Below are 19,067 nucleotides of genomic sequence, written 5' to 3' on the forward strand. Positions count from 1 at the left end.
TTCCGCTTTTCTTCTTGGCTAATAGCTTAGAAAGCAGCCGGCCGGATATTGCATTGTCAGCCGGCAGATTTACATTTACTCTTCATGGAACTCAGCGAAATCAGCCCATTCTTCTTTTACTTCCAGTCCTTGTGCTTCAGCTGCTTTTTTATTGATCACCAGTTTGAGGCTTCCAGGAAGCTCAACCGGAATTTCAGATGGCTTTTTATTTCCTTTTAAGATCTCAGCGGCCATTTTGCCTGTCTGATAACCTAGATCGAAATAGTTGAATCCGCTGGCTGCAATAGCCCCGCGTTTCATGGAATCCAGTTCACCCACAAATAAAGGGATCTTTTTGCTGTCAGCGACAGAAATAACCGATTCAAGCGCAGACACAACCGTGTTATCTGTAGGGATATATATGGCATCTACCCTTCCAACAAGAGAGTCGGCCGCCTGCTTAACTTCAGCAGAGGTTGAAACAGATGCTTCAACAATTTTTGCTCCTTTTGGTTCAGCAAGTTCTTTTACCTGCTTAACCTGTACCTCGGAATTTTGCTCTCCAGAATTGTAAATGATGCCAATATTCTTAACACCCGCTTCATCAATCATAAAATCAATTGTTTTTGAAGTTCCTTCCGGGTGGTTATCTGTAGTACCTGTAATATTGTCTCCAGGCTGATCAAAGGATTCAACAAGGCCGGCTCCAACAGGGTCTGTAACAGATGTGAAAAGGATCGGAATGTCCTTCGTCGCATTTAGAGCACTCACGGCACTCGGAGTAGCATTTGCAAAAATCATATCCACTTTATCGCCGACAAAATTATTAGCGATCGACTGCGTGTTATTCATATCAGCCTGAGCATTTTGGAAATCGAATTTTACATTATCGCCTTCTTTAAAGCCTTCATCTTCCAATGCTTTTTTAAATCCCTCTGTCGCAGCATCTAAAGATGGATGTTCAACAAATTGTGTGATGCCAATTGTGTATTGCTTCTTCTCATCTCCTTCTGAAGAAGAACCACTGGATTTTTCCTCTCCACAGCCGCTCAAAACAAGCATTCCCGCAGCCATTAATAAGGAAAGAGCTTTTAACGATTTTTTCATTATATGACCCCCTATTCAAATTTATTAACTATCAGCGTGCTGATAGTTAATCCTGGTATGTATGCGCTTACATCTTGAAGTGGAAAACAGTACGCAAAAAGGTTTTTACCATTTATATGATATTTACTTTCAATATCGTAAATACAACGTTATATTATCACCCTAAGTATTTGAGTGTCAATAATATTCTAAAAATTTAATATATTTTAATAAGTTATGATGGCATAAAGAAAACAAGCAGGAATATAACTGCCTGCTTGCTAGTTTAATAGCTTTTTAGCCTTATGAAGCTGAAGTTTAGCATCCTCTATCATATTATCCAAAAGCTCCTTTACGCTTGGAAGATCAGCAATCAGGCCAGCTATCTGCCCGCTGTTCATAAACCCTTCATCACCGTTTCCATTTATCGCTCCAATTTTATGATAGTCTTCTGAAGTAAGTTTATTAAACTCATCAAGACTGATGCCCTGTTTTTCGTAATCCAGCAATTTATTGGCATACCCGGTGGAAAGCACTCTTCTTATTCTTCCAACTGAACGCCCCACTATAAGGGTTTCATGATCGGATGCTTCAATAATTTTCTGTTTATATTGCGCGTGGAATGGTGCTTCCTTGGTTGCTATGAATCTAGTGCCCATTTGCACACCGCTTGCCCCCAGGGCAAGCATGGCAGCAAGCCCTTTGCCATCACCGATACCCCCGGCAGCCACGACAGGGACTGACACCACTCCTGTAATCTGAGGGATTAATACGAGTGTAGTGGTTTCAAGAGAACTATTGATTCCTGCTGCCTCATACCCTTCGGCTGCAATTATATCCGCGCCGGCTGTCTCTGCTTTCAGCGCCTGTCTTACCGAAGCAGCTACAGTTATAACTTTCACACCTTTTTCATGCAGCTTAGGGATAAAGGGAGCCGGGTTTCCCGCCGAAAGAGATACGGCTGGAATCTTATGTTTAATTACAAGGGAAAGGATTTCTTTTACATAAGGGGAGACACTTAAAGCTACGTTAACAGCAAATGGCTTATTTGTTAAACTTCTTGTTTCCTCAATTATCTTCTCAACTTCCTCAGGAGGCATTGTTCCTGCTCCGATGGTGCCCAGCCCTCCAGCTTCTGAGACTGCCGCTGTTAAAATGGCATTGCTGATATTCCCCATGCCGCCCTGAATAATTGGATATTTAATATTTAAAATGTCCGTTAATATATTCAATCAAATTCCTCCTTCGTTAAAATAATGTTATACTAATTTTAATAGTTTGACAATTAGGAGCACATATACTTAACAATGAAGGATGACGTCAATGCCTCAGGTAAAATACCCTTTCATTCACATCGCCGTTTTGCAGACAGGCCTCTATTCATTCCCCTTTTCCATTTTCAGCGAAATTTTATAAAACATTATTTGCAGGGTCTGAACAAATGCATATATAGGGAAAGACCAGGCCATCTGATAGCCCTTTTCATAATGAAATATGCCGAGCTTAACAGAGAACCATTCAATCACTACAGCCAAAATAGACCAGAGTGTGACATACAGGATATTCATATATCCCTTTAGATTTAATTTCACATATAAATAAATGAAAAAGTAACTGTATGGCCCGTACATAATATAGCTTAAAAAATCAATGAATTGATATTTTGATGTACCATTGACATCATAATAATCCCACGCCCCGACACTTATGGTGTGATCGAAGAACATCCCGATAAATATGCCTATGGTGATATGTATTGCCGTTTCCAAGCCAGAAAATTTTTTAGGCAGTTTCCATATAAGAATTAGCGATACCAGTAAATTGGCCAATACAAACCATTCATTTGCGTCAAAAGCTCTTTCATAAACCTTTACCATAATTAGTAGACTCCTGCATTAGATACATTAACACCTTGGATAATCCGAGGCCGGCAATCAAGAAAGCCGTATTACCTATGCCAGCTTTGAGTAAATTCCAGTTTAAATTTGTAATTACTCCAGAAGTGCTGCTGAAAAGATCCATACCAAGAAGACAGATTAAGAATATGTCGAAGACAGTTATCCTTTTTACACCAGATGGAGTTTTCCAATAAATATTTATAAACATAAGAACTAGAAAGGGGCCAATAATTTCACGATGAATCAAGAATACAATAAATAAAATAGAATCTTCTGTAATATGAATCCACTTAAATTGAAGAGCAAGTATGGTTGTGTAATTTCGGGCTGCAATTGAAATTAGCATAAGAATCAGAGAGTTTTGCAAAAAGGAAAGCTTTTTTTCTATAAAGAAAAAGAAACTTAGTGTATAAAATGCAATTACAATTGCTGCAGGCAGAATCATTAAATCACCTTATGAGGCTTATTTTTAAATACTATCATACATTTACTATTGTTTTGGTAAGATGCATTTATTCATTAATCCTATGATTGTATAAATGAAAGAGCCATCCTGCCTGCAAGATGGCTCTTTCTCACTCAACCATATAGGGATGATTTAATGCGTCATAATCAGCATCCCTGTTTTTAAGTTCATTTCCTTCCTTAAAAACACTTTCAAAAAACCTTGATGCCGGTTCTGCCAGTTCTTTATAATATTCACTGAATAAAGCAGCAGCATGACCGCCCAGCCATTTATCAGGAAGAAGTTCTTCGGGAAGCCCCGGATCCACAAAAAGGAATTTCCGGTATTCATGCACAAGCTTTGTTCTTTCCACAAAACATTCTGCATCAGTCATATTCCCCTTCTGGATTTTATTTTTATCAATGATATATTTCTGGCTGTATTCCGAAATAAACTCCTGGTATCTTTCATTGATTTCTGTCAGGTTCCAGCTTTTTTCAACAATTTCGATATTCTTATGCGGACCTGCATACCTGGCAATAAAGAAATCAACATAGTCGGCAATTTCATATTTCTCAATCAAATCAAATACTTGTTTCTCAAGATTATTAGCTGAGATCCAGCAGCTGCTGGACATGGAGCCAAAACCGCTCCAAACTAGTTCCTTCCGCAATTCATCACGCACATTGCGGATTTCTTCCGGGATGGTATACATAAGCATTCGCCACTTGCCATCCCACTCTTCAGGCTTTAATTTAAAGATACGCTTAGCCGCTTCCTCAATCCTTTTCTGCCCTCTTGGCGTTAAGGAATAATAGCTTTTATTGCCGATCTTTTCTGCACTTACCCATCCCTGCTTATTCATTCTTGAAATAGCAGCTCTGACAGACTGATCATTATGCCCAAATTCGCTTAAAAGCTTGATAAGGCTGCCAATCCAAATGTTGCTTCCATAATGTGAAATATAATCGCCATAAAGTGTGAAAATCATTGACCTTGTATTCAACTTGCATTCATCCTCATTTCATCATGTGGGTTGAACGGAAAAAATTCGTTATATACAATTGTACTAAAATTAGATAGTTTTGAACAATACTTTTTCGGCATACTAAATAATTTGACTGCCTCTGCCTTCATTCTATACCGCCCAAGTCTTTATAAACCATAAAAACCATAGAGTAAAAAGTCTCTATGGTCATCGCTCGACGATTGTAGAAATCCCCTGCCCAACTCCCACACACATCGTTGCCAGGCCGTATTTTGAATTCCTGCGCTTCATTTCATGCAATAAAGTTGTCAGAATACGGGCACCGCTCGCCCCAAGCGGGTGGCCAAATGCAATCGCTCCGCCATTTACATTTACCCGCTCCGAATCGGCGCCAAGTTCTTTAATGCAGGCAAGGGATTGTGAAGCAAAAGCTTCATTTAATTCGGTTAAGTCTATATCATTCATCGTAAGACCAGCCCTCTTCAAGGCTTTCTGAGTGGAATAAACAGGACCTGCCCCCATAATCGAAGGCTCAAGCCCTGCTGTTGCGGAAACAATATAAGTTCCAAGGGGCTGTAATCCAAGTTCACTCGCTTTTTCCTCTGACATCAGCAGCAATACAGATGCACCGTCGTTAATACCTGAAGCATTGCCTGCTGTTACAGTTCCCCCCTGAAAAATGGGTTTTAAGCTTGAGAGCTTATCAAAAGTAGTTTCCGGACGGGGATGCTCATCACATGAAATCGTTATTTCATCCCCTTTTTTATCCATGTATGTAACAGGAATGATTTCATCGTCGAATTTGCCTTTTTCAATAGCTGATTTTGCTCTCTTCTGGCTTTCTAAAGCAAACAGATCCTGCTCTTCACGCGATATGCCATACTTTTCTGCAACATTTTCTGCTGTCTTGGGCATGCTTTCAGCACCGTACATTTTCTCAAGCCTGCTATTTGTAAATCGCCACCCGATGGTAGTGTCATACATCTCCATATTCCCTCTTGGAAACTCGCTGCTTGGTTTTGCCATGACAAATGGGGCACGTGTCATGCTTTCCGTACCGCCTGCAATAAAAATATCTCCTTCTCCGGCTAAAATGGCCCGTGCAGCATAATTAACAGCATCTAAACCAGACCCGCAAAGCCGGTTAACAGTTGAAGCAGCCACTTCGACAGGCAAACCGGCAAGCAAAGCTGCCATCCTGGCTACATTGCGATTATCTTCTCCTGCCTGATTGGCATTTCCCAGTATGACCTCTTCAATTTCTGCAGGATTCACCATCGGATTTCTATCCAGCAGAGCCCTAATGACGATAGCTCCCAAATCATCCGGACGAATATCCTTTAACCCGCCTTTATATCTTCCGATCGGAGTCCTGACAGCATCCACAATTACTGCTTTTCTCATTGCTTAACTCCCTCTCTGGCAGTGTAATCAAAAACACCCCTGCCCGACTTGCGTCCAAGCCTTCCAGCTTTTACATATTGTTCAAGGAGCGGTGCCGGCCGGTATTTTTCTCCCAGCTTACTGTGAAGGTATTTTAAATTATTCAGGCGTGTATCGAGGCCGACAAGATCGCCAAGCTCGAATGGCCCCATTGGATAATTCAGCCCAAGCTTAATTGCCTTATCAATTTCTTCAGGTGTGCCGAGACCTTCCTGCAGCATATAAAATGCCTCATTACCAACGAGCGCACTGATTCTGCTCGTTACAAATCCTGGAAACTCATTAATAACTACTGTTTCTTTCCCCATTTGCTCAGCAGCACGTTTAATTGACTGTGCTGTTTCTTCGCTGGTTTCAAGCCCTTTAATAATTTCAACAAGCGGCATTTTTTGGACGGGATTAAAGAAATGCATGGCAATCACTTTGTCCGGACGTTTTGTAAATGATCCAATCTCGGTTGGACTCATGGTAGAGGTGTTTGTTGCAAAACAGCAGTGCTCAGGTGCGTGCTGGTCAATCACCTCAAAAATATTTTTCTTAATATCCATCACTTCAGGGACTGCCTCAATAACAAGATCAGCTGCACTTACATGCTGAGCAAGACTTACAGAATAGGTAAGACGATTTTTGCCTGCTTCCATATCAGCGGCTGTTATTTTATTCCTGGCGAGTCCTTTTTCAAAGATGCTATCAATCTCTCTTTCCGCACGGGTCAATTGTTCCCGGCTGATATCTACAAGAGTGGTGTAAAATCCTCCGATTGCACTGACGTACGCAATCCCCCGCCCCATCACGCCTGAACCGATTACGACTATATTTTTCATGGTGTAATCCCCCTTTCAGTTTATAAAAATGCGAGCACCCGAAACGAGATGCTCGCAAGAAGAACATAAAACGGGCAAATATTTTAATAGGATTCTAATTTAATCCAGCAAAGTCTATTTCCCTTGAAACACAGGCTTTCGCTTTTGCATAAATGCGGCAACACCCTCTTTATGGTCAAGAGTAAGGCCAGCCAGCCGCTGTCCCTGTGCGTCTCTCTCCAAACATTCTTCTAAAGTGGATTCCCAGCTCGCTTTCAGGTTTTTCTTTATTATCGCAATGGCCGCTGTCGGCATGCTGGCAAGCCTTTCTGCAAAAGCAGTTATTTCATCCTGCCATTTCTCCATAGGAATTACCTTAGTAGCCAGGCCAAGCTCTTTGGCTTCCTGAGCATTAACCTTTTCACCGAGCACTGCAAGCTCCATGGCTTTCGCATGACCGATCAGCTTTGGAAGAAAGTAGAGATTCCCGGCATCAGGCACCAGCCCGACATGGACAAAAGCTTCTAAAAAACTGGCTTTATCAGAAAGAAGCCTGAAATCGCATGCTAATGCGAGACTCATGCCTGCACCTGCTGCCACCCCATTGACCGCTGCGATAACCGGCTTCTTACATTTATGAAGCTCCAATACCATTGGATTATAGAATCGGCGGAGTACCTCGCCGTGATCCATATCCTCATTTACTCCCTGAAGGTCCTGGCCAGAGCAAAATGCACGTCCTTCGCCTGTGATAACAAGACATCTGACTTCTTTATCCCGGCTTGCCTGTTTTATGGACTGCTGAACCTCTTTATTAAGCTGTTCTGTGAATGCATTCAGTTTATCCGGGCGGTTTAATGAAATCCAAGCAACACCGTTTGCGACCTCATATTTCACCGTTTCAAACATTTGCTATGTACACCTCCTCTACTTCCCTTTAAATTGCGGCTTGCGTTTTTCAATAAAGGCATTCATTCCTTCTTTTTGATCTTCTGTCGAGAATAATAAATAAAAATTCTTCCGTTCGAATTCCATTCCCTCATTTAATGATGTATCAGCTGCCTTAAGGACTGCTTCCTTTATGAGGCGTATCGCAATTGGCGCCTGATTGGAAATTTGTTCAGCCGCTTTTATCGTTTCTTCCAAAAGAAGCTCTTCTGATATAAGCTGGTTGACGATGCCATGTTGAAGCGCTTCTTTGGCCGTGATTCTTTTGCCGGTAAAAAGCCATTCCATTGCTTTCGTTTTCCCAACAAGCTTAGTAAGCCTCTGTGTGCCGCCTGCGCCAGGCATTACTCCCAGGTTTACCTCAGGAAAGCCAAATTCCGCATTATCAGCGGCAAAAAGCAAATCACAGCATAAAGCAAGCTCAAAGCCCCCGCCAAGGGCAAAACCATGAACCGCCCCTATAATCGGTTTCTTGATCATGGCAAGGCGATCCCAATCTTTAAATTGATTGCGAAGCTCAAAATCTATTGTCTGGTCGTTTGCCATCTCATCAATATCTGCTCCGGCTGCAAATGCCCTGCCCTTGCCGCATAAGACGATAGCCTTAATGCTGCTGTCAGCCTCAAACCCTTCCATCGCATCCAGAATCTCTGAAATCATTGAGCGGTTGATTGCATTTAAGACTTTTGGGCGGTTTAAAGCAATTAAGCCAAGCTTTCCATGCTGTGAAACTTCAATAGCTTCATAGCTTTTACTCATCTGCTTCCTCACCAATCATAAGAGTGATAATATCACCTGCAAATTTCATGGCGTCTTTTCCTGATGCCTTGCCTTCATCTGTTCTCATAGCCTCCTGTAAAGCTTCATGGCTGTCATAGTACATTTCGCACATCAAATAGTACTTCCCTTCGCCCCCCATAGGACTGCCAACAATTTTTGTAACCTCCATCTTGCGGAGACCCGGAATTTTGGCTGTAAGCGGCGCGTGCGTATTAAAATAATGGTCATCAAATGCCTCCTTATTTTCAGGGTGCTTATAAAGAGCGATTAATTTTACCATTTGTCAACTTCCTTTCAGGTTTAGTGGATTTGATTCATTTAATAGTATTCCTGGAGCCGGATTCATATGTTATTTGTGTTATCTCCAGGAATTTATCAATAAAGAATTAACAGTTTATCCAGCATCTTAAAATAGCATTAGACACAATTTGACCGGTTTTTATAACAGATTCGAAAGTCCTTATCTACATCATCGTTGATACAGGCTTCATAGCTTCAAAGGGGTTCCTGCAGGATTTGCAGTATAAAATACTGCGGCAGGCTGTAGGACCAAACAGGTTTTCCATTGTCGTATATGTGGATCCGCAAAAAGGGCAATCCACATGCCATTCACCTGTTTCACTTATTAATTTTGGAGGCGGCGCAATCCCGAATTCCTTTAGCTTTAACCTTCCTGTTTCTGTTACCCGGTCAGACGTCCAGGGCGGATGATAGATAAACCGAACTTCTATTTTTTCAAATATCCCTGCCTTGTCTATTTCGATTTCCACGTTTTTTCGAATGATATCCAGTGCAGGGCATCCCATAAAAGTAGGCAGGAGTTTCACCATTACTGAATTGCCCTCCACCTCAATATGCTCCAGCATTCCTAAATCAACAATAGAAATGGTATCTATTTCAGGGTCCATAACATTATGAAGCGCCTCCAACGCGGTTTTTATCAACATTTGATCCTGCTCCATTTACATCACCCTTTAAAGAACTTACCAGCTTGCAGCTGGATTTATATTATACACCTCGCTCAAAGTGGCTAAAGCAGCATCAAGGTCGGCTGTATGCTCTCCTATACGGCCATTGCCATTTTTCATTGCAAGGTCTGCCTCTGAGACTGCCAGATTGATAGATTCAAAAACAGGCTTCATGATAAGCAGCCATCGCTGCTTTAACACCTCTTCCGGTTCAATAAGACCATGTTCCGCCATATCTTTTGCCAGCGGTCCCAATGTTATAACTCCTTCAAAATCGGCTAAAACCTTCCCAATGGCTGATTCCATTCTCGTTCTGGCTTCCCCGCCAGCCTTCATCAGCTGGTTAAACCATGTTTTCCAGTGAAGGAGATGATAATAAAGCTCCATATTAACCTTTAATGCCACCTCGGCTAAAGGCTGATAAGAAGAATTTTTCAGAGAGTCCAATCTGATTTTTTTTGATTGGATATAAAAATAATTTCTTGCTACTGCGAATGCCCAGTCATATTGTGCTGTAGACAAGTAATGACCTGGACCATTTACCGCTTCCAAAAGGACAGCATTTCTCCTTTCGGCCGCTTTTCTCGCATGGGCAAGACTGTCTACAGTGCCTTCTCCAAGATCCTCCAGCAGCTGATAAAACATGGCGGCGTGACCCATGGTATCCTGGCTGATGGATGAAAAGGCGACATCCTCCTCTATATGAGGCGCCAGCCCAAGCCACTCTGAACCCCGGTAAGCAAGGATGAAGTCATCGTCAGCAAGCTGATATAATAATGATGTCAGTGCCGGCTTTATCCCAGCGCCGATTGGCATTTTATTAACTGGCTCAGTCATCTTTCTTCATCCCTCCCCATGATAGAATTTCCTTCTCATCAAGCATTTCCTGCTCGTAGTGGCGCCACTTTTTCTTCAAATATCCGTATCCTTTTGTCGTGCGGTACTCTTTGTTATCCAAACGCTGAAGTGATTGCTTTTCTTCCGGTGTCAGCTTCCGGATATCAGAGCGTTTGACGACCCAGATATCAGCAACCGGTTCTCTCCGCATAAAATTTTCCTGTGCCATGACGAGTGCAAGCTCGCGATTTGGTGCCAGCAGGGAAAATTGATATTGCAGAGGCGAGGTATCGGTTCTTTGACTAAAGACTTCGAATTCCTGATAAAATCCTTCGTTTCCCAAAGGAGACCCCTCCCATCTGAACGGTTTAGTTTGCAGTATTGAGAGCTTCGCGCACCCATCTGTTAGTCTCATAAGCTGTGCGGCGAAGCCCGAGTCGCTCCTGAGATTTTGGCCCATTATTTTTAATAATGTCCTTGAACTTATTCCAGTCAGGCTGCCTATAGACCCAAAGCTCCTGATTCTGGTCAAAATGCATTGTCTCATCCGGCAGTTTAAGGCCAAGCGAGAGAACGCGCGGAATATACTTTGTAAAAAAGTCCTGCCTTAAGTCTTCGTTCGTCTTTGTCCGGATTCTATATTTTATCGTTGTATCCTGTTTGGAAGTGCCGGTAGTAGAGGCATCACCAGGGCCAAAGAACATTAACAGCGCTTCCCACCAGCGGTTAACCGCATCCTGAACCATCGCTTTCTGCTCCGCCGTTCCTTCAGCCAGTGCCATGATGATTGCTTCACCATGCTGGGCATGAAAAACCTCTTCCGCGCAAATCCGTTTAAGTGCTCTTGCATAGGGCCCATATGAAGCATTAAGCATATTGGTCTGGGTAATGATAGCAGCACCGTCAACCAGCCAGCCGATCAGCCCGGCATCCCCCCATGTTGGAGCCTCCATATGAAAAACATTGTGGAATTTCAGTCTTCCGCTGAATAAATCCTGCATAATATCTTCGCGGGTTTTCCCAAGAGGCTTCATTAAATCCTCTGCAACACGAAGCAGCAGCTGTCCATGCCCCATCTCATCCTGCACCTTTGCCATGATACCCAGCTTGCGTTTTAATGAAGGGGCTTTCGGCACCCATTCCTTTTCAGGAAGTGCTCCCATAATTTCACTGATACCATGCATCGAAATCAATTTGATTAATGTCATTCGGTAATCTTCAGGCATCCAATCATCCGCTTCAATTTTCTCTCCTGCATTTATGCGTTTCATGAACTGCTCGTATTTTTGTTCTTCCGTCATCTCTTGAAAGAAAAGAGCCTCTGACATGTGATTCACCCCCGTCGAGTTAAAAATTACTGATTCAGGTTACCGCATTTTCCACTGCCGGATTTACAATTCTGACAGCTTTCCCATCCGATCTTGGCAGCGTTTTAGGCGGATGGAGAACAAGTCCAATGGTAATAAAGCAATTTTGCTTCACTGCTTCCTTGATCTTCTTTTTTACATGTTCTGCTTCTCCCATATCTCTATAAAACTCTTCGCTCCATTCAGCATGAAGCTCCAAAACTTTTAAACTTCCCTTGTTATACACTTGGATATGGTAGTGGGGAGAAAGCTCAGGCATCTGAAGAATGCACCGTTCGATTTCGGAAGGAAAGACGTTTACACCATTTACATTAAGCATATCGTCTATGCGTCCTTTCACACGGCTCATTCGAAGCGTTGTTCTCCCGCAAACACACTTCTCTTTAGAAAGGGAGGCGATATCACCCGTTCGGTAGCGAATCACCGGAAAAGCTTCCTTCGTTAAACTTGTAAAAACAAGCTCCCCTTCCTCTCCGTTTGGAAGCGGTGTCATTTTTTTCGGATCGATTACTTCTGCATAAAAATGATCCTCTGCAATGTGCAGGCCGTCCTGGGATTCATGGCATTCCATGGCTACACCTGGTCCAAGAACCTCACTTAGCCCATAAATATCGCATGCTTTAATCCCAAGCTTAGCTTCTAGTGTTTTCCTCATTTCTTCGGACCAGGGCTCTGCACCAAAAATACCATACTTTAATGATGTATCAGCCGGGTCCATTCCCCTCTCCTCCATCTTCTCTGCTAAATTAAGGATGTAGGAAGGAGTTCCGCAAATAACTTCAGGCTTAAAGTCTTGAATCAGCATAATTTGTCTGTCAGTATTTCCTCCAGAAACGGGTACGGTAGCCATGCCAAGCTGTTCGCTGCCATAATGCAGTCCCAATCCACCTGTAAAGAGGCCGTATCCGTAAGCATTATGCAATGTCTGACCAGGTTCGCCTCCTCCGATGGAGATTGCCCTGGCTATCAGATTGCTCCACATTTTGATGTCATTTCGTGTGTAGCCCACTACAGTCGGCTTTCCGCTCGTTCCCGATGAAGCGTGCAGACGGACAATTTCTTTTTTATCCACAGCAAAAAGCCCGAATGGGTAATGTTCCCGCAAATCTGCTTTAACAGTAAAGGGCAGCTTTTGAATATCATTCAGGCTGTTAACGTCTTCAGGTGCAATATTACTTTCCAAAAACTTTTTCCGATAAAAAGGCACATGATTAAATACTCTTTCCACTGTCTGCTTGAGCCGGTCCAACTGCAATTGTTCTATAAAATCGAGGCTTTCCGTTTCAATATCATGCAGAATCAAGACATGACCTCCCAGATTTTCATCATATTAAGATAGTAATTTTATATAACGTTAAAATATCGTTAGATGAAATAAGTGTTATATGTTTAACACAAAGATACCGTGTAAACAGGTAAAAGTCAACTTATTTTCTGAAAATTTACTCATTTTTTTTAAAAGCGGAAGCGCCTTGCTCACCACCGACAAGCACAAGACGAGCCTTCCGGAAAGGCGTTTTTTGCCTTTTTGGGAGGATTGGCTTGTGACCTCGAGGGGGTAGGCGCTGAAGCTAGACAGTTATCGACGTACAAATTTATACATTCTGAAGTAATAAAAAGACCTAGCCCGAGGGCTAGGTTAACTTTCTTAGGACCATTCTTTTAATTTATTCTTTATGCTATTTTTCCATTTAGATATTAAAGGCTCCTCACCTTTAGCTGTCTTTTGCTTCTGCCATTCATTATAGCTTGCTGCAGAAATGAGGATAGATCCTGCAATTAAAAGATACGCCCACCAAGGAAGATTTCCCCAATAAGGTCTTGTTTGCAGCAGCACATTCAGGAGCAGTACCCCAGATCCAACAAAGAAATAGGACTTTATTCTCCAGAAGGAGCCAGCTAGCATTGAAATCAGGGAGAGCGTGCCAACTATAAGTGCATCATAAACCGTATTGCTGGCAAGGCCATCCTGTACGAGCAGCAGGGAAACCGTTATTAGAACTGACCACTGAATTTTGTTAGTCGGTGCTGCGTATTGCCCTTTAAGCACTTTCTTGACAAAAATAATCAGGATAATCCATGGAAGCACGTATGCCTCCCTTATGAAAAGGTCCGGCAGCTCAATATTCTTTAGTAAACTATAATAAGGCTCCAGCAATACCGCTCCCGACAGCAATCCAGGCAGCCATACGTATTTTGATGCCATTCTGCCCCTCTGTAAAAATAAAAGTGTGCTGATCAGGAGGCCAGGGAGAACTTCCGCCCATAGGGAAACTGCCGGAAAAAGATAGGCGGTAAGGAAAAATAACAGCGAGAAAATAGTGTAGCTATCAGCTTTTTTATTCATAAGAATTTTGGCATATACCATTTTGCCGATGATTGCCGATGCCAGGCCGAAACCAGCTACAACCAAAATTTTCATATCTGGAGCGATTCCGTTAATGAACAGGAATTTGAGTACTGCCGTACATATTAATAACAATGGAACTGCAGTCAATATATCAAGTTTAGTTCTATGCAAATATACGATCAATCCTGCAGAATAGATAATAGAAACGAAAAACGGCACATCCCCAAAGGGATATGAAGTTAAAAATGCCAGGATCCCAATCACAGACCAGGGTATAAGAAAGTAAACACTTCTCATTTTATCTTGAGTTTTTCCGGTTAGCCAGAATAAGAATACGGCACAGCTGACTAAAAGAACGGCATACTCACTGAAGTTCTCTTCCCATACATGATTCATTCCCGTTAAGATTACCATGAACAAAGTTAAGAATGAGCTGTAGAGGAATATCTTTACCTTCCACTCTTTAAAAGAAACCCTGAAACTGATCCAATAGGCTGCCAGGGTGACCAGGAAGGACCAGAAACTATTTTCCCTATAGATAAAAAATGTCAGGATCATGGCAAACGGCATGAAAATATGGCCAATCCAGCTGAACCCTCTTGACAGGACAAAGTCTTTATTAGAAATATAGAAAGCCGCACCAAGCAGAATCCATGCCCCTAGGGGAAATTGCACCCAATTAAAAAATGTAAAGTTAAATGGCAAACCAATCAAGATCATAAAATAAGCAACAAGTGAAATCGATGCTGACACAAACGGAATCCAGCTTTGTTTATGGAATCGATACAGGGCAAGATACATCATAATGGCGCCTATAAATACTGCCGGTCTCATCCAGACTTCATTGATTGACAAAGCAACTGCTGTAAATAGTGAGATTGTATAAAATCCCAATGAGATTAAAAACACGTTTCCGGCTTGAGTTTTGTGCCCTTTCTTAGAAAGAGCGCCATAAAGGATAAGCAGGGCAATACTTGCCATTACGGTATTCATGGCCATACCTAACTCATTCTGATAAAAGCTTGAGCAGCTTCGCAGATGTTCACCATAAAACATAAAGGCAAACCCGATTGACAAAGGAATGGCCCAGGGAATTGCTTCTGTATAAAAAACCCTATTTTCAGCCTTATTCATGAGGTACATGACAAAGCTAAAGATTAATAGCATGGAGCCTGCAGCGAGCCAATCAAGTAATCCTGCTGCAGTCACAACTGAAAATAACATAATACTAACAGCCACATCTCGTGAGCTTGATTCCACCACTTTTAAGAGCGGATACTTCAGCAGATACCCTAAACTTATAAAAAGCACAAAGCCAATGAAGAAAACAGGTAAAGATAGATTATTGAACGGGGCGGCTTTATCCAGCATTAATACTAGTTCAAATAGAGCAGAGGCTAAAAACACGGGTGCCAAGTAAGCAAATAGCCCGTTTTCCATAACATTTGCCAAATATAGAAACTGCACCGCAAGAATAATGTAAGCCAGCAGCAGTGCTGCAGAGGGTTCGCCGGCCATTAACAGGAGACCTTCAACTGAAATATAGAGAAAAGCAAGTATGGAAACCGCTGCACTGGTCAGTCTAAATATCTTATCCCAGGAATAGTGCTTATCCATAACTCTAGGAACAAACAGAAAACCAATCCCTATAAGCGCAAATAAAACTGGTCCTGCCAAATGTAGAATCGTATTTTCAATCAGCTGATAGGCACCATAGACAATCAGTAAGCTGAAGACAAAATGAAACTCCTTCCTGCCTGTTACATACACCATTGATAAGTAAACGGCTGCCGTCAGCAGAATATTCAGACTGTATAAAACATGGCTATTGAAAAATACAAGCATCAATAATGTAGAGATTACTAAATTGATTTGAGCAAAGTAAATCAATTCTCCCGAAAACAGTTTAAGGGAAGCCTGTTTTTTCAGGCGATGATAGGCTGCAGATAGCAGCGCATTGAAAATTATCAAACCAAGATAAAAACTGTCATTTTCAAGATTGAATGCTGCCAGGGTATAACCTGCCCCAGCAGACAGGGCAATATAAGCAAACCATACAAAAAGACGTGAGCCCAGCTTCTGTGCAAATATACTGTATACTGGAACGACCAGTAAACTGCCAGCTGCTCCGAGTATAAAGCGTCCTTCCCCATAAAAAGAAAGATAAGGGCCAAGCAATTGAAACCAGCCTATGGATAAAATAAATATTGGCAAAAATAAACTCCCTAGCACAATAAAAGCAAACGACGTTCTTTCTATCTTTAATAACTTACCCGAAATAAAGGCAAAGCCATAGAAAATAAGTGAAACAACAGCAATGGATGCACTTTTCATGAAATTTGACATTGTATCCCAATTGCTTGTTGCCACAAAAAGTCCGCCGATAAGGAGCAGGATGACTCCAACATTCAGCAGCCAGGAAATGTTTCTTTCACGGATTTCTTCCTGAGATAATTTCTTTTTCACTGTTTTTTTTGCTGTCTGAATGGGCTTTTGCTTGATTTCTTCTGCAGCTTTTGCTGCCTTAACCTGCAACTGCTTCAGCTCTTCAAGGTCCTGATAGTACTGATGGTGGGCTTTCAAGGTGATTTCATAATGTTCTGATGTTATATAATCTTTATCTTTCAATTTCGTAAGTTCAACTTGAAATATGTTCTGATGATATTTTTCTGTTTCGGGCTTCAAGGGATCCACCTCTTTTAAATCGAATAATATTCGATTGTTTCTATTAGTGTAATTTTACACATTTTAAACTAATTAATCAATCCCTGTTTTGGCATTTGTTACTTCTCAAGGATGTTTATATAAATATTATTTAATTACAGGAAGAAATGGGATTTTAAGGAGATTCGCGCGCGCTTCTTGCCCAAATTATCCCACTCCAATTTTTAAACCCCTTGATTAACCTGCGTTTTCCCCGTCCCTTTCTGCTGCAAAAAAATCCAAATATTATATCTAATAAAATGTTAAATAACAATTCTATCCGAAAAATATTTTTTCCATTATATTATTCTAGAATTTATTACTTATATGGAGGAACTATCATTGAAAAGACTAAGTATAATTATTGCGTCCATCTTATTGTTAAGCTTGTTTCCGGCTGTCAGCCTTGCAGCACCAAGTGAAGATGAAGTGGCTGAATTCGTGAAGGAAACAAATTGGTCTGAAGAAGGATTAATTGACCACCTGGAATATTTTTGGGATATGAATATCGAAGATTTCGATACGTTGGAGGAAATGATCGAATATCTGGGTGAGCCTATTACTGAAGAAAATCTCCAGCAGCTCTTAGCTGAATATGATTTTGAAAATGAGGAAGAGTTAGTGGCACTGCTTGCGGAGAATGGAGAAATGGAAACGACTGATGATGTTCGGGATGTTTTCCGATATATTGATGCCCTAGATTCCACTGTATCTTTTTTAACATATACAGGCACTGAAATTAACGAAGAAACTCTTAAGCAGCTATTAAATGATTACGGGCTTACAAAAGAAGAGCTCATTTCCCTGCTTGAGGAGAACGATGACTCCCTTGAAAACTACGAATATATTGAGGACCTTGATATCATGGTTTCCATTTATTTAGGTGGAGATGAATTGCCTGGTGAAGACGAAATGAACCAAATACTCGCAGATATAGATCTTACCGATGAAGAACTTGAAGCATTATTTGCACATTTTATGACTTTGGATTTCGAGAACCCAGACTTGCTTGATAAAATGATGGACCTTGAAAGCCGTTTAATGGCATTTGGCGAGTTTGATAGTGCCGGGGATTTAACAGAAGCAGAAATAGCTGAACTTATCAGCATTATGCAGGAAATGATGGATCTATTCCAGCTTGATGCCGAGTTTTATCTTGTGAAAGATGGCGAAAAAACCCATTTAACAACAGCTGAAATGGTTGCTTTGGAAGAAACAAAAGGCCATGACCTGCTTATTGAACTTTATAATACTCAAGGCCAGTTCCTGGCAGATATGATTATTACAGCTGAGATGTTCAGTTCAGAGCTAATTGAAGACACAGTGACTGATTTGAATCAGGCGGAAACTGTTATCAAAAAGCAGGGTCCTGCTAAAGTCAAACCAGTTTCCAAACCCCCAAAAACTGTAAAAGGCGGAAAACTGCCAAACACAGCAGGCAACTATATTGAAGGAGTATTAGCAGGCATCGGTCTGATCCTTATAGGAATGGCCATTTTACACAGACGGAAAGTGAGAGATGCGTGAAAAGGAAACTTACATTAAAAGGAGCTATTGGTCTAACGTTTATTTTGGGTGGAATTTGGATTGCCGCTTCAAATTTTATGCCATATTTGAATAGCCAAAAAACTTCAGCCCATATAGATCCCTCCAGCACTGGAAAAACAGATGTGAAGACTGAACAAAAAACGGAACAGCATAGCCTATACACTGTCCGTCCTGAAATGGGAGAAGAAATGGGCGTACTATCAATACCTAAGATATCGGCCCATCTTCCAATCTTCCATGGTACGGACGAAGATGAGTTAGAAAAGGGAGTTGGCCATTATGCCGGCAGCGTCCTTCCAGGAGAAGAAGACAATTCAGTCCTTTCCGGCCACCGGGATACAGTCTTTCGCAAACTTGGAGAAGTAGACATTGGCGATTTGCTTGTCGTGAACACTTCTGCTGGTGAATTTACCTATAAAGTTCGTAAAGTAAGAATCGTCGATGCAGACGACAGAACCGTAATTGTACCTAAGCCGAGAGCAACTCTTACTGTCACAACCTGCTATCCTTTTGACTTTATTGGCGATGCACCACAGAGATATATCCTCATTGGAGATCTTGTAAGAAAATGAAAAACCCGCTAACCAGGCGGGCTTTTAGAGGGAGGCCGTTTTTGGCCTTCCTTTTATTCTGTAATTGTGACTAACTTTACATCTGCAAAATCAAATCGATGGTAGTGGCCTTCAGTACATGTTAGTTCTACAAATCCTTCCAGGTCTTTAATGCTTCCAATTACTTCGGATTTATTTTCTGCTTCAACCTCTTCTGTTACGGTAACACCTTTTTCAAAAGTATAAATAACCTTAAACGTATTCATGTGTGCTCAACTCTCCTTTCCCCATTCAAGTTCCCGTGTACACAGTATTTAAACACAGAAATTTCTATTGCAGTTATTTTCCATTAGTCAGACTTAACTCCAATGTA

At 41.6% G+C, this 19,067-nt stretch carries 19 protein-coding genes; 2 read left to right on the forward strand and 17 right to left on the reverse strand.

Annotated features, from left to right (window positions below; genetic code table 11):
- Window positions 1-75: 75 nt before the first annotated feature.
- The 16 genes from MKY20_RS18605 to MKY20_RS18680 form a co-directional block, all read right to left on the reverse strand.
- A complete protein-coding gene (locus tag MKY20_RS18605) occupies window positions 76-1,086 on the reverse strand; it encodes an ABC transporter substrate-binding protein (RefSeq protein ID WP_009334750.1) in 1,011 nt (336 codons plus the stop codon).
- A 260-nt stretch (window positions 1,087-1,346) separates the two neighbouring features.
- On the reverse strand, window positions 1,347-2,297 hold the full coding sequence (locus MKY20_RS18610; RefSeq protein ID WP_251175231.1) for an NAD(P)H-dependent flavin oxidoreductase: 951 nt from the start codon (window positions 2,295-2,297) through the stop codon (window positions 1,347-1,349).
- A gap of 144 nt (window positions 2,298-2,441) precedes the next feature.
- Window positions 2,442-2,942 carry a hypothetical protein gene (locus MKY20_RS18615; RefSeq protein ID WP_341002370.1) on the reverse strand — a complete coding sequence of 167 codons (501 nt, stop codon included), beginning with the start codon at window positions 2,940-2,942 and terminating at the stop codon, window positions 2,442-2,444.
- Entirely contained in the window at window positions 2,926-3,408 is a 483-nt protein-coding gene (locus MKY20_RS18620; RefSeq protein WP_251175229.1) for a hypothetical protein, read from the reverse strand. Before MKY20_RS18620 ends, MKY20_RS18615 begins: the two co-directional genes overlap by 17 nt.
- A 130-nt stretch (window positions 3,409-3,538) precedes the next feature.
- Window positions 3,539-4,414, reverse strand: coding sequence for a phenylacetic acid degradation operon negative regulatory protein PaaX (paaX, locus tag MKY20_RS18625; RefSeq protein ID WP_009334754.1), 876 nt, complete (start codon window positions 4,412-4,414; stop codon window positions 3,539-3,541).
- A gap of 189 nt (window positions 4,415-4,603) precedes the next feature.
- Window positions 4,604-5,800: a thiolase family protein gene (locus tag MKY20_RS18630; protein WP_009334755.1), complete on the reverse strand. Its 1,197-nt coding sequence runs from the start codon at window positions 5,798-5,800 to the stop codon at window positions 4,604-4,606.
- The gene (locus MKY20_RS18635) at window positions 5,797-6,663 is read right to left on the reverse strand and encodes a 3-hydroxyacyl-CoA dehydrogenase (RefSeq protein WP_019382969.1); all 867 of its coding nucleotides are present in this window, start codon (window positions 6,661-6,663) and stop codon (window positions 5,797-5,799) included. Before MKY20_RS18635 ends, MKY20_RS18630 begins: the two co-directional genes overlap by 4 nt.
- Window positions 6,664-6,777: 114 nt before the next feature.
- Window positions 6,778-7,551 carry an enoyl-CoA hydratase-related protein gene (locus MKY20_RS18640; RefSeq protein WP_251175228.1) on the reverse strand — a complete coding sequence of 258 codons (774 nt, stop codon included), beginning with the start codon at window positions 7,549-7,551 and terminating at the stop codon, window positions 6,778-6,780.
- Between the two features lie 18 nt (window positions 7,552-7,569).
- Complete coding sequence (locus MKY20_RS18645; protein WP_251175227.1) at window positions 7,570-8,349, reverse strand: enoyl-CoA hydratase-related protein; 780 nt, start codon at window positions 8,347-8,349, stop codon at window positions 7,570-7,572.
- Entirely contained in the window at window positions 8,342-8,650 is a 309-nt protein-coding gene (locus MKY20_RS18650; protein WP_009334759.1) for an EthD family reductase, read from the reverse strand. Before MKY20_RS18650 ends, MKY20_RS18645 begins: the two co-directional genes overlap by 8 nt.
- A 184-nt stretch (window positions 8,651-8,834) precedes the next feature.
- The gene (gene paaD / locus MKY20_RS18655; RefSeq protein ID WP_019382966.1) at window positions 8,835-9,332 is read right to left on the reverse strand and encodes a 1,2-phenylacetyl-CoA epoxidase subunit PaaD; all 498 of its coding nucleotides are present in this window, start codon (window positions 9,330-9,332) and stop codon (window positions 8,835-8,837) included.
- A gap of 21 nt (window positions 9,333-9,353) precedes the next feature.
- A complete protein-coding gene (paaC, locus tag MKY20_RS18660) occupies window positions 9,354-10,175 on the reverse strand; it encodes a 1,2-phenylacetyl-CoA epoxidase subunit PaaC (protein WP_019382965.1) in 822 nt (273 codons plus the stop codon).
- Window positions 10,168-10,518, reverse strand: coding sequence for a 1,2-phenylacetyl-CoA epoxidase subunit PaaB (gene paaB / locus MKY20_RS18665; protein WP_009334762.1), 351 nt, complete (start codon window positions 10,516-10,518; stop codon window positions 10,168-10,170). The genes paaC and paaB overlap by 8 nt, the downstream gene beginning before the upstream one ends.
- 25 nt (window positions 10,519-10,543) lie before the next feature.
- The gene (paaA, locus tag MKY20_RS18670; protein ID WP_009334763.1) at window positions 10,544-11,503 is read right to left on the reverse strand and encodes a 1,2-phenylacetyl-CoA epoxidase subunit PaaA; all 960 of its coding nucleotides are present in this window, start codon (window positions 11,501-11,503) and stop codon (window positions 10,544-10,546) included.
- A 34-nt stretch (window positions 11,504-11,537) separates the two neighbouring features.
- The gene (locus MKY20_RS18675) at window positions 11,538-12,845 is read right to left on the reverse strand and encodes a phenylacetate--CoA ligase family protein (RefSeq protein ID WP_341002386.1); all 1,308 of its coding nucleotides are present in this window, start codon (window positions 12,843-12,845) and stop codon (window positions 11,538-11,540) included.
- A gap of 345 nt (window positions 12,846-13,190) precedes the next feature.
- Window positions 13,191-16,577: a hypothetical protein gene (locus MKY20_RS18680; protein WP_285856472.1), complete on the reverse strand. Its 3,387-nt coding sequence runs from the start codon at window positions 16,575-16,577 to the stop codon at window positions 13,191-13,193.
- 360 nt (window positions 16,578-16,937) lie between these two features.
- On the opposite strand from MKY20_RS18680, the gene MKY20_RS18685 reads away from it, so the two are divergent.
- The gene (locus tag MKY20_RS18685) at window positions 16,938-18,122 is read left to right on the forward strand and encodes a processed acidic surface protein (RefSeq protein WP_009334766.1); all 1,185 of its coding nucleotides are present in this window, start codon (window positions 16,938-16,940) and stop codon (window positions 18,120-18,122) included.
- Complete coding sequence (locus MKY20_RS18690; RefSeq protein WP_009334767.1) at window positions 18,119-18,715, forward strand: class D sortase; 597 nt, start codon at window positions 18,119-18,121, stop codon at window positions 18,713-18,715. Before MKY20_RS18685 ends, MKY20_RS18690 begins: the two co-directional genes overlap by 4 nt.
- 53 nt (window positions 18,716-18,768) lie before the next feature.
- On the opposite strand, the gene MKY20_RS18695 is transcribed toward MKY20_RS18690, so the two are convergent.
- Window positions 18,769-18,960, reverse strand: coding sequence for a hypothetical protein (locus MKY20_RS18695; RefSeq protein WP_009334768.1), 192 nt, complete (start codon window positions 18,958-18,960; stop codon window positions 18,769-18,771).
- Window positions 18,961-19,067: the final 107 nt, after the last annotated feature.

Origin of the sequence: Cytobacillus sp. FSL W8-0315, assembly GCF_038002905.1 — a bacterium.
GTDB lineage: Bacteria > Bacillota > Bacilli > Bacillales > Cytobacillaceae > Cytobacillus > Cytobacillus pseudoceanisediminis.

Bases quoted from the DNA above. Each gene is read 5' to 3' on its own strand.
- MKY20_RS18605 (WP_009334750.1), bottom strand. From the start codon at position 1,086: ATGAAAAAATCGTTAAAAGCTCTTTCCTTATTAATGGCTGCGGGAATG.
- MKY20_RS18615 (WP_341002370.1), bottom strand. From the start codon at position 2,942: ATGGTAAAGGTTTATGAAAGAGCTTTTGACGCAAATGAATGGTTTGTA.
- MKY20_RS18620 (WP_251175229.1), bottom strand. From the start codon at position 3,408: ATGATTCTGCCTGCAGCAATTGTAATTGCATTTTATACACTAAGTTTC.
- MKY20_RS18630 (WP_009334755.1), bottom strand. From the start codon at position 5,800: ATGAGAAAAGCAGTAATTGTGGATGCTGTCAGGACTCCGATCGGAAGA.
- MKY20_RS18635 (WP_019382969.1), bottom strand. From the start codon at position 6,663: ATGAAAAATATAGTCGTAATCGGTTCAGGCGTGATGGGGCGGGGGATT.
- MKY20_RS18640 (WP_251175228.1), bottom strand. From the start codon at position 7,551: ATGTTTGAAACGGTGAAATATGAGGTCGCAAACGGTGTTGCTTGGATT.
- MKY20_RS18645 (WP_251175227.1), bottom strand. From the start codon at position 8,349: ATGAGTAAAAGCTATGAAGCTATTGAAGTTTCACAGCATGGAAAGCTT.
- MKY20_RS18650 (WP_009334759.1), bottom strand. From the start codon at position 8,650: ATGGTAAAATTAATCGCTCTTTATAAGCACCCTGAAAATAAGGAGGCA.
- paaD (WP_019382966.1), bottom strand. From the start codon at position 9,332: ATGGAGCAGGATCAAATGTTGATAAAAACCGCGTTGGAGGCGCTTCAT.
- paaC (WP_019382965.1), bottom strand. From the start codon at position 10,175: ATGACTGAGCCAGTTAATAAAATGCCAATCGGCGCTGGGATAAAGCCG.
- paaA (WP_009334763.1), bottom strand. From the start codon at position 11,503: ATGTCAGAGGCTCTTTTCTTTCAAGAGATGACGGAAGAACAAAAATAC.
- MKY20_RS18695 (WP_009334768.1), bottom strand. From the start codon at position 18,960: ATGAATACGTTTAAGGTTATTTATACTTTTGAAAAAGGTGTTACCGTA.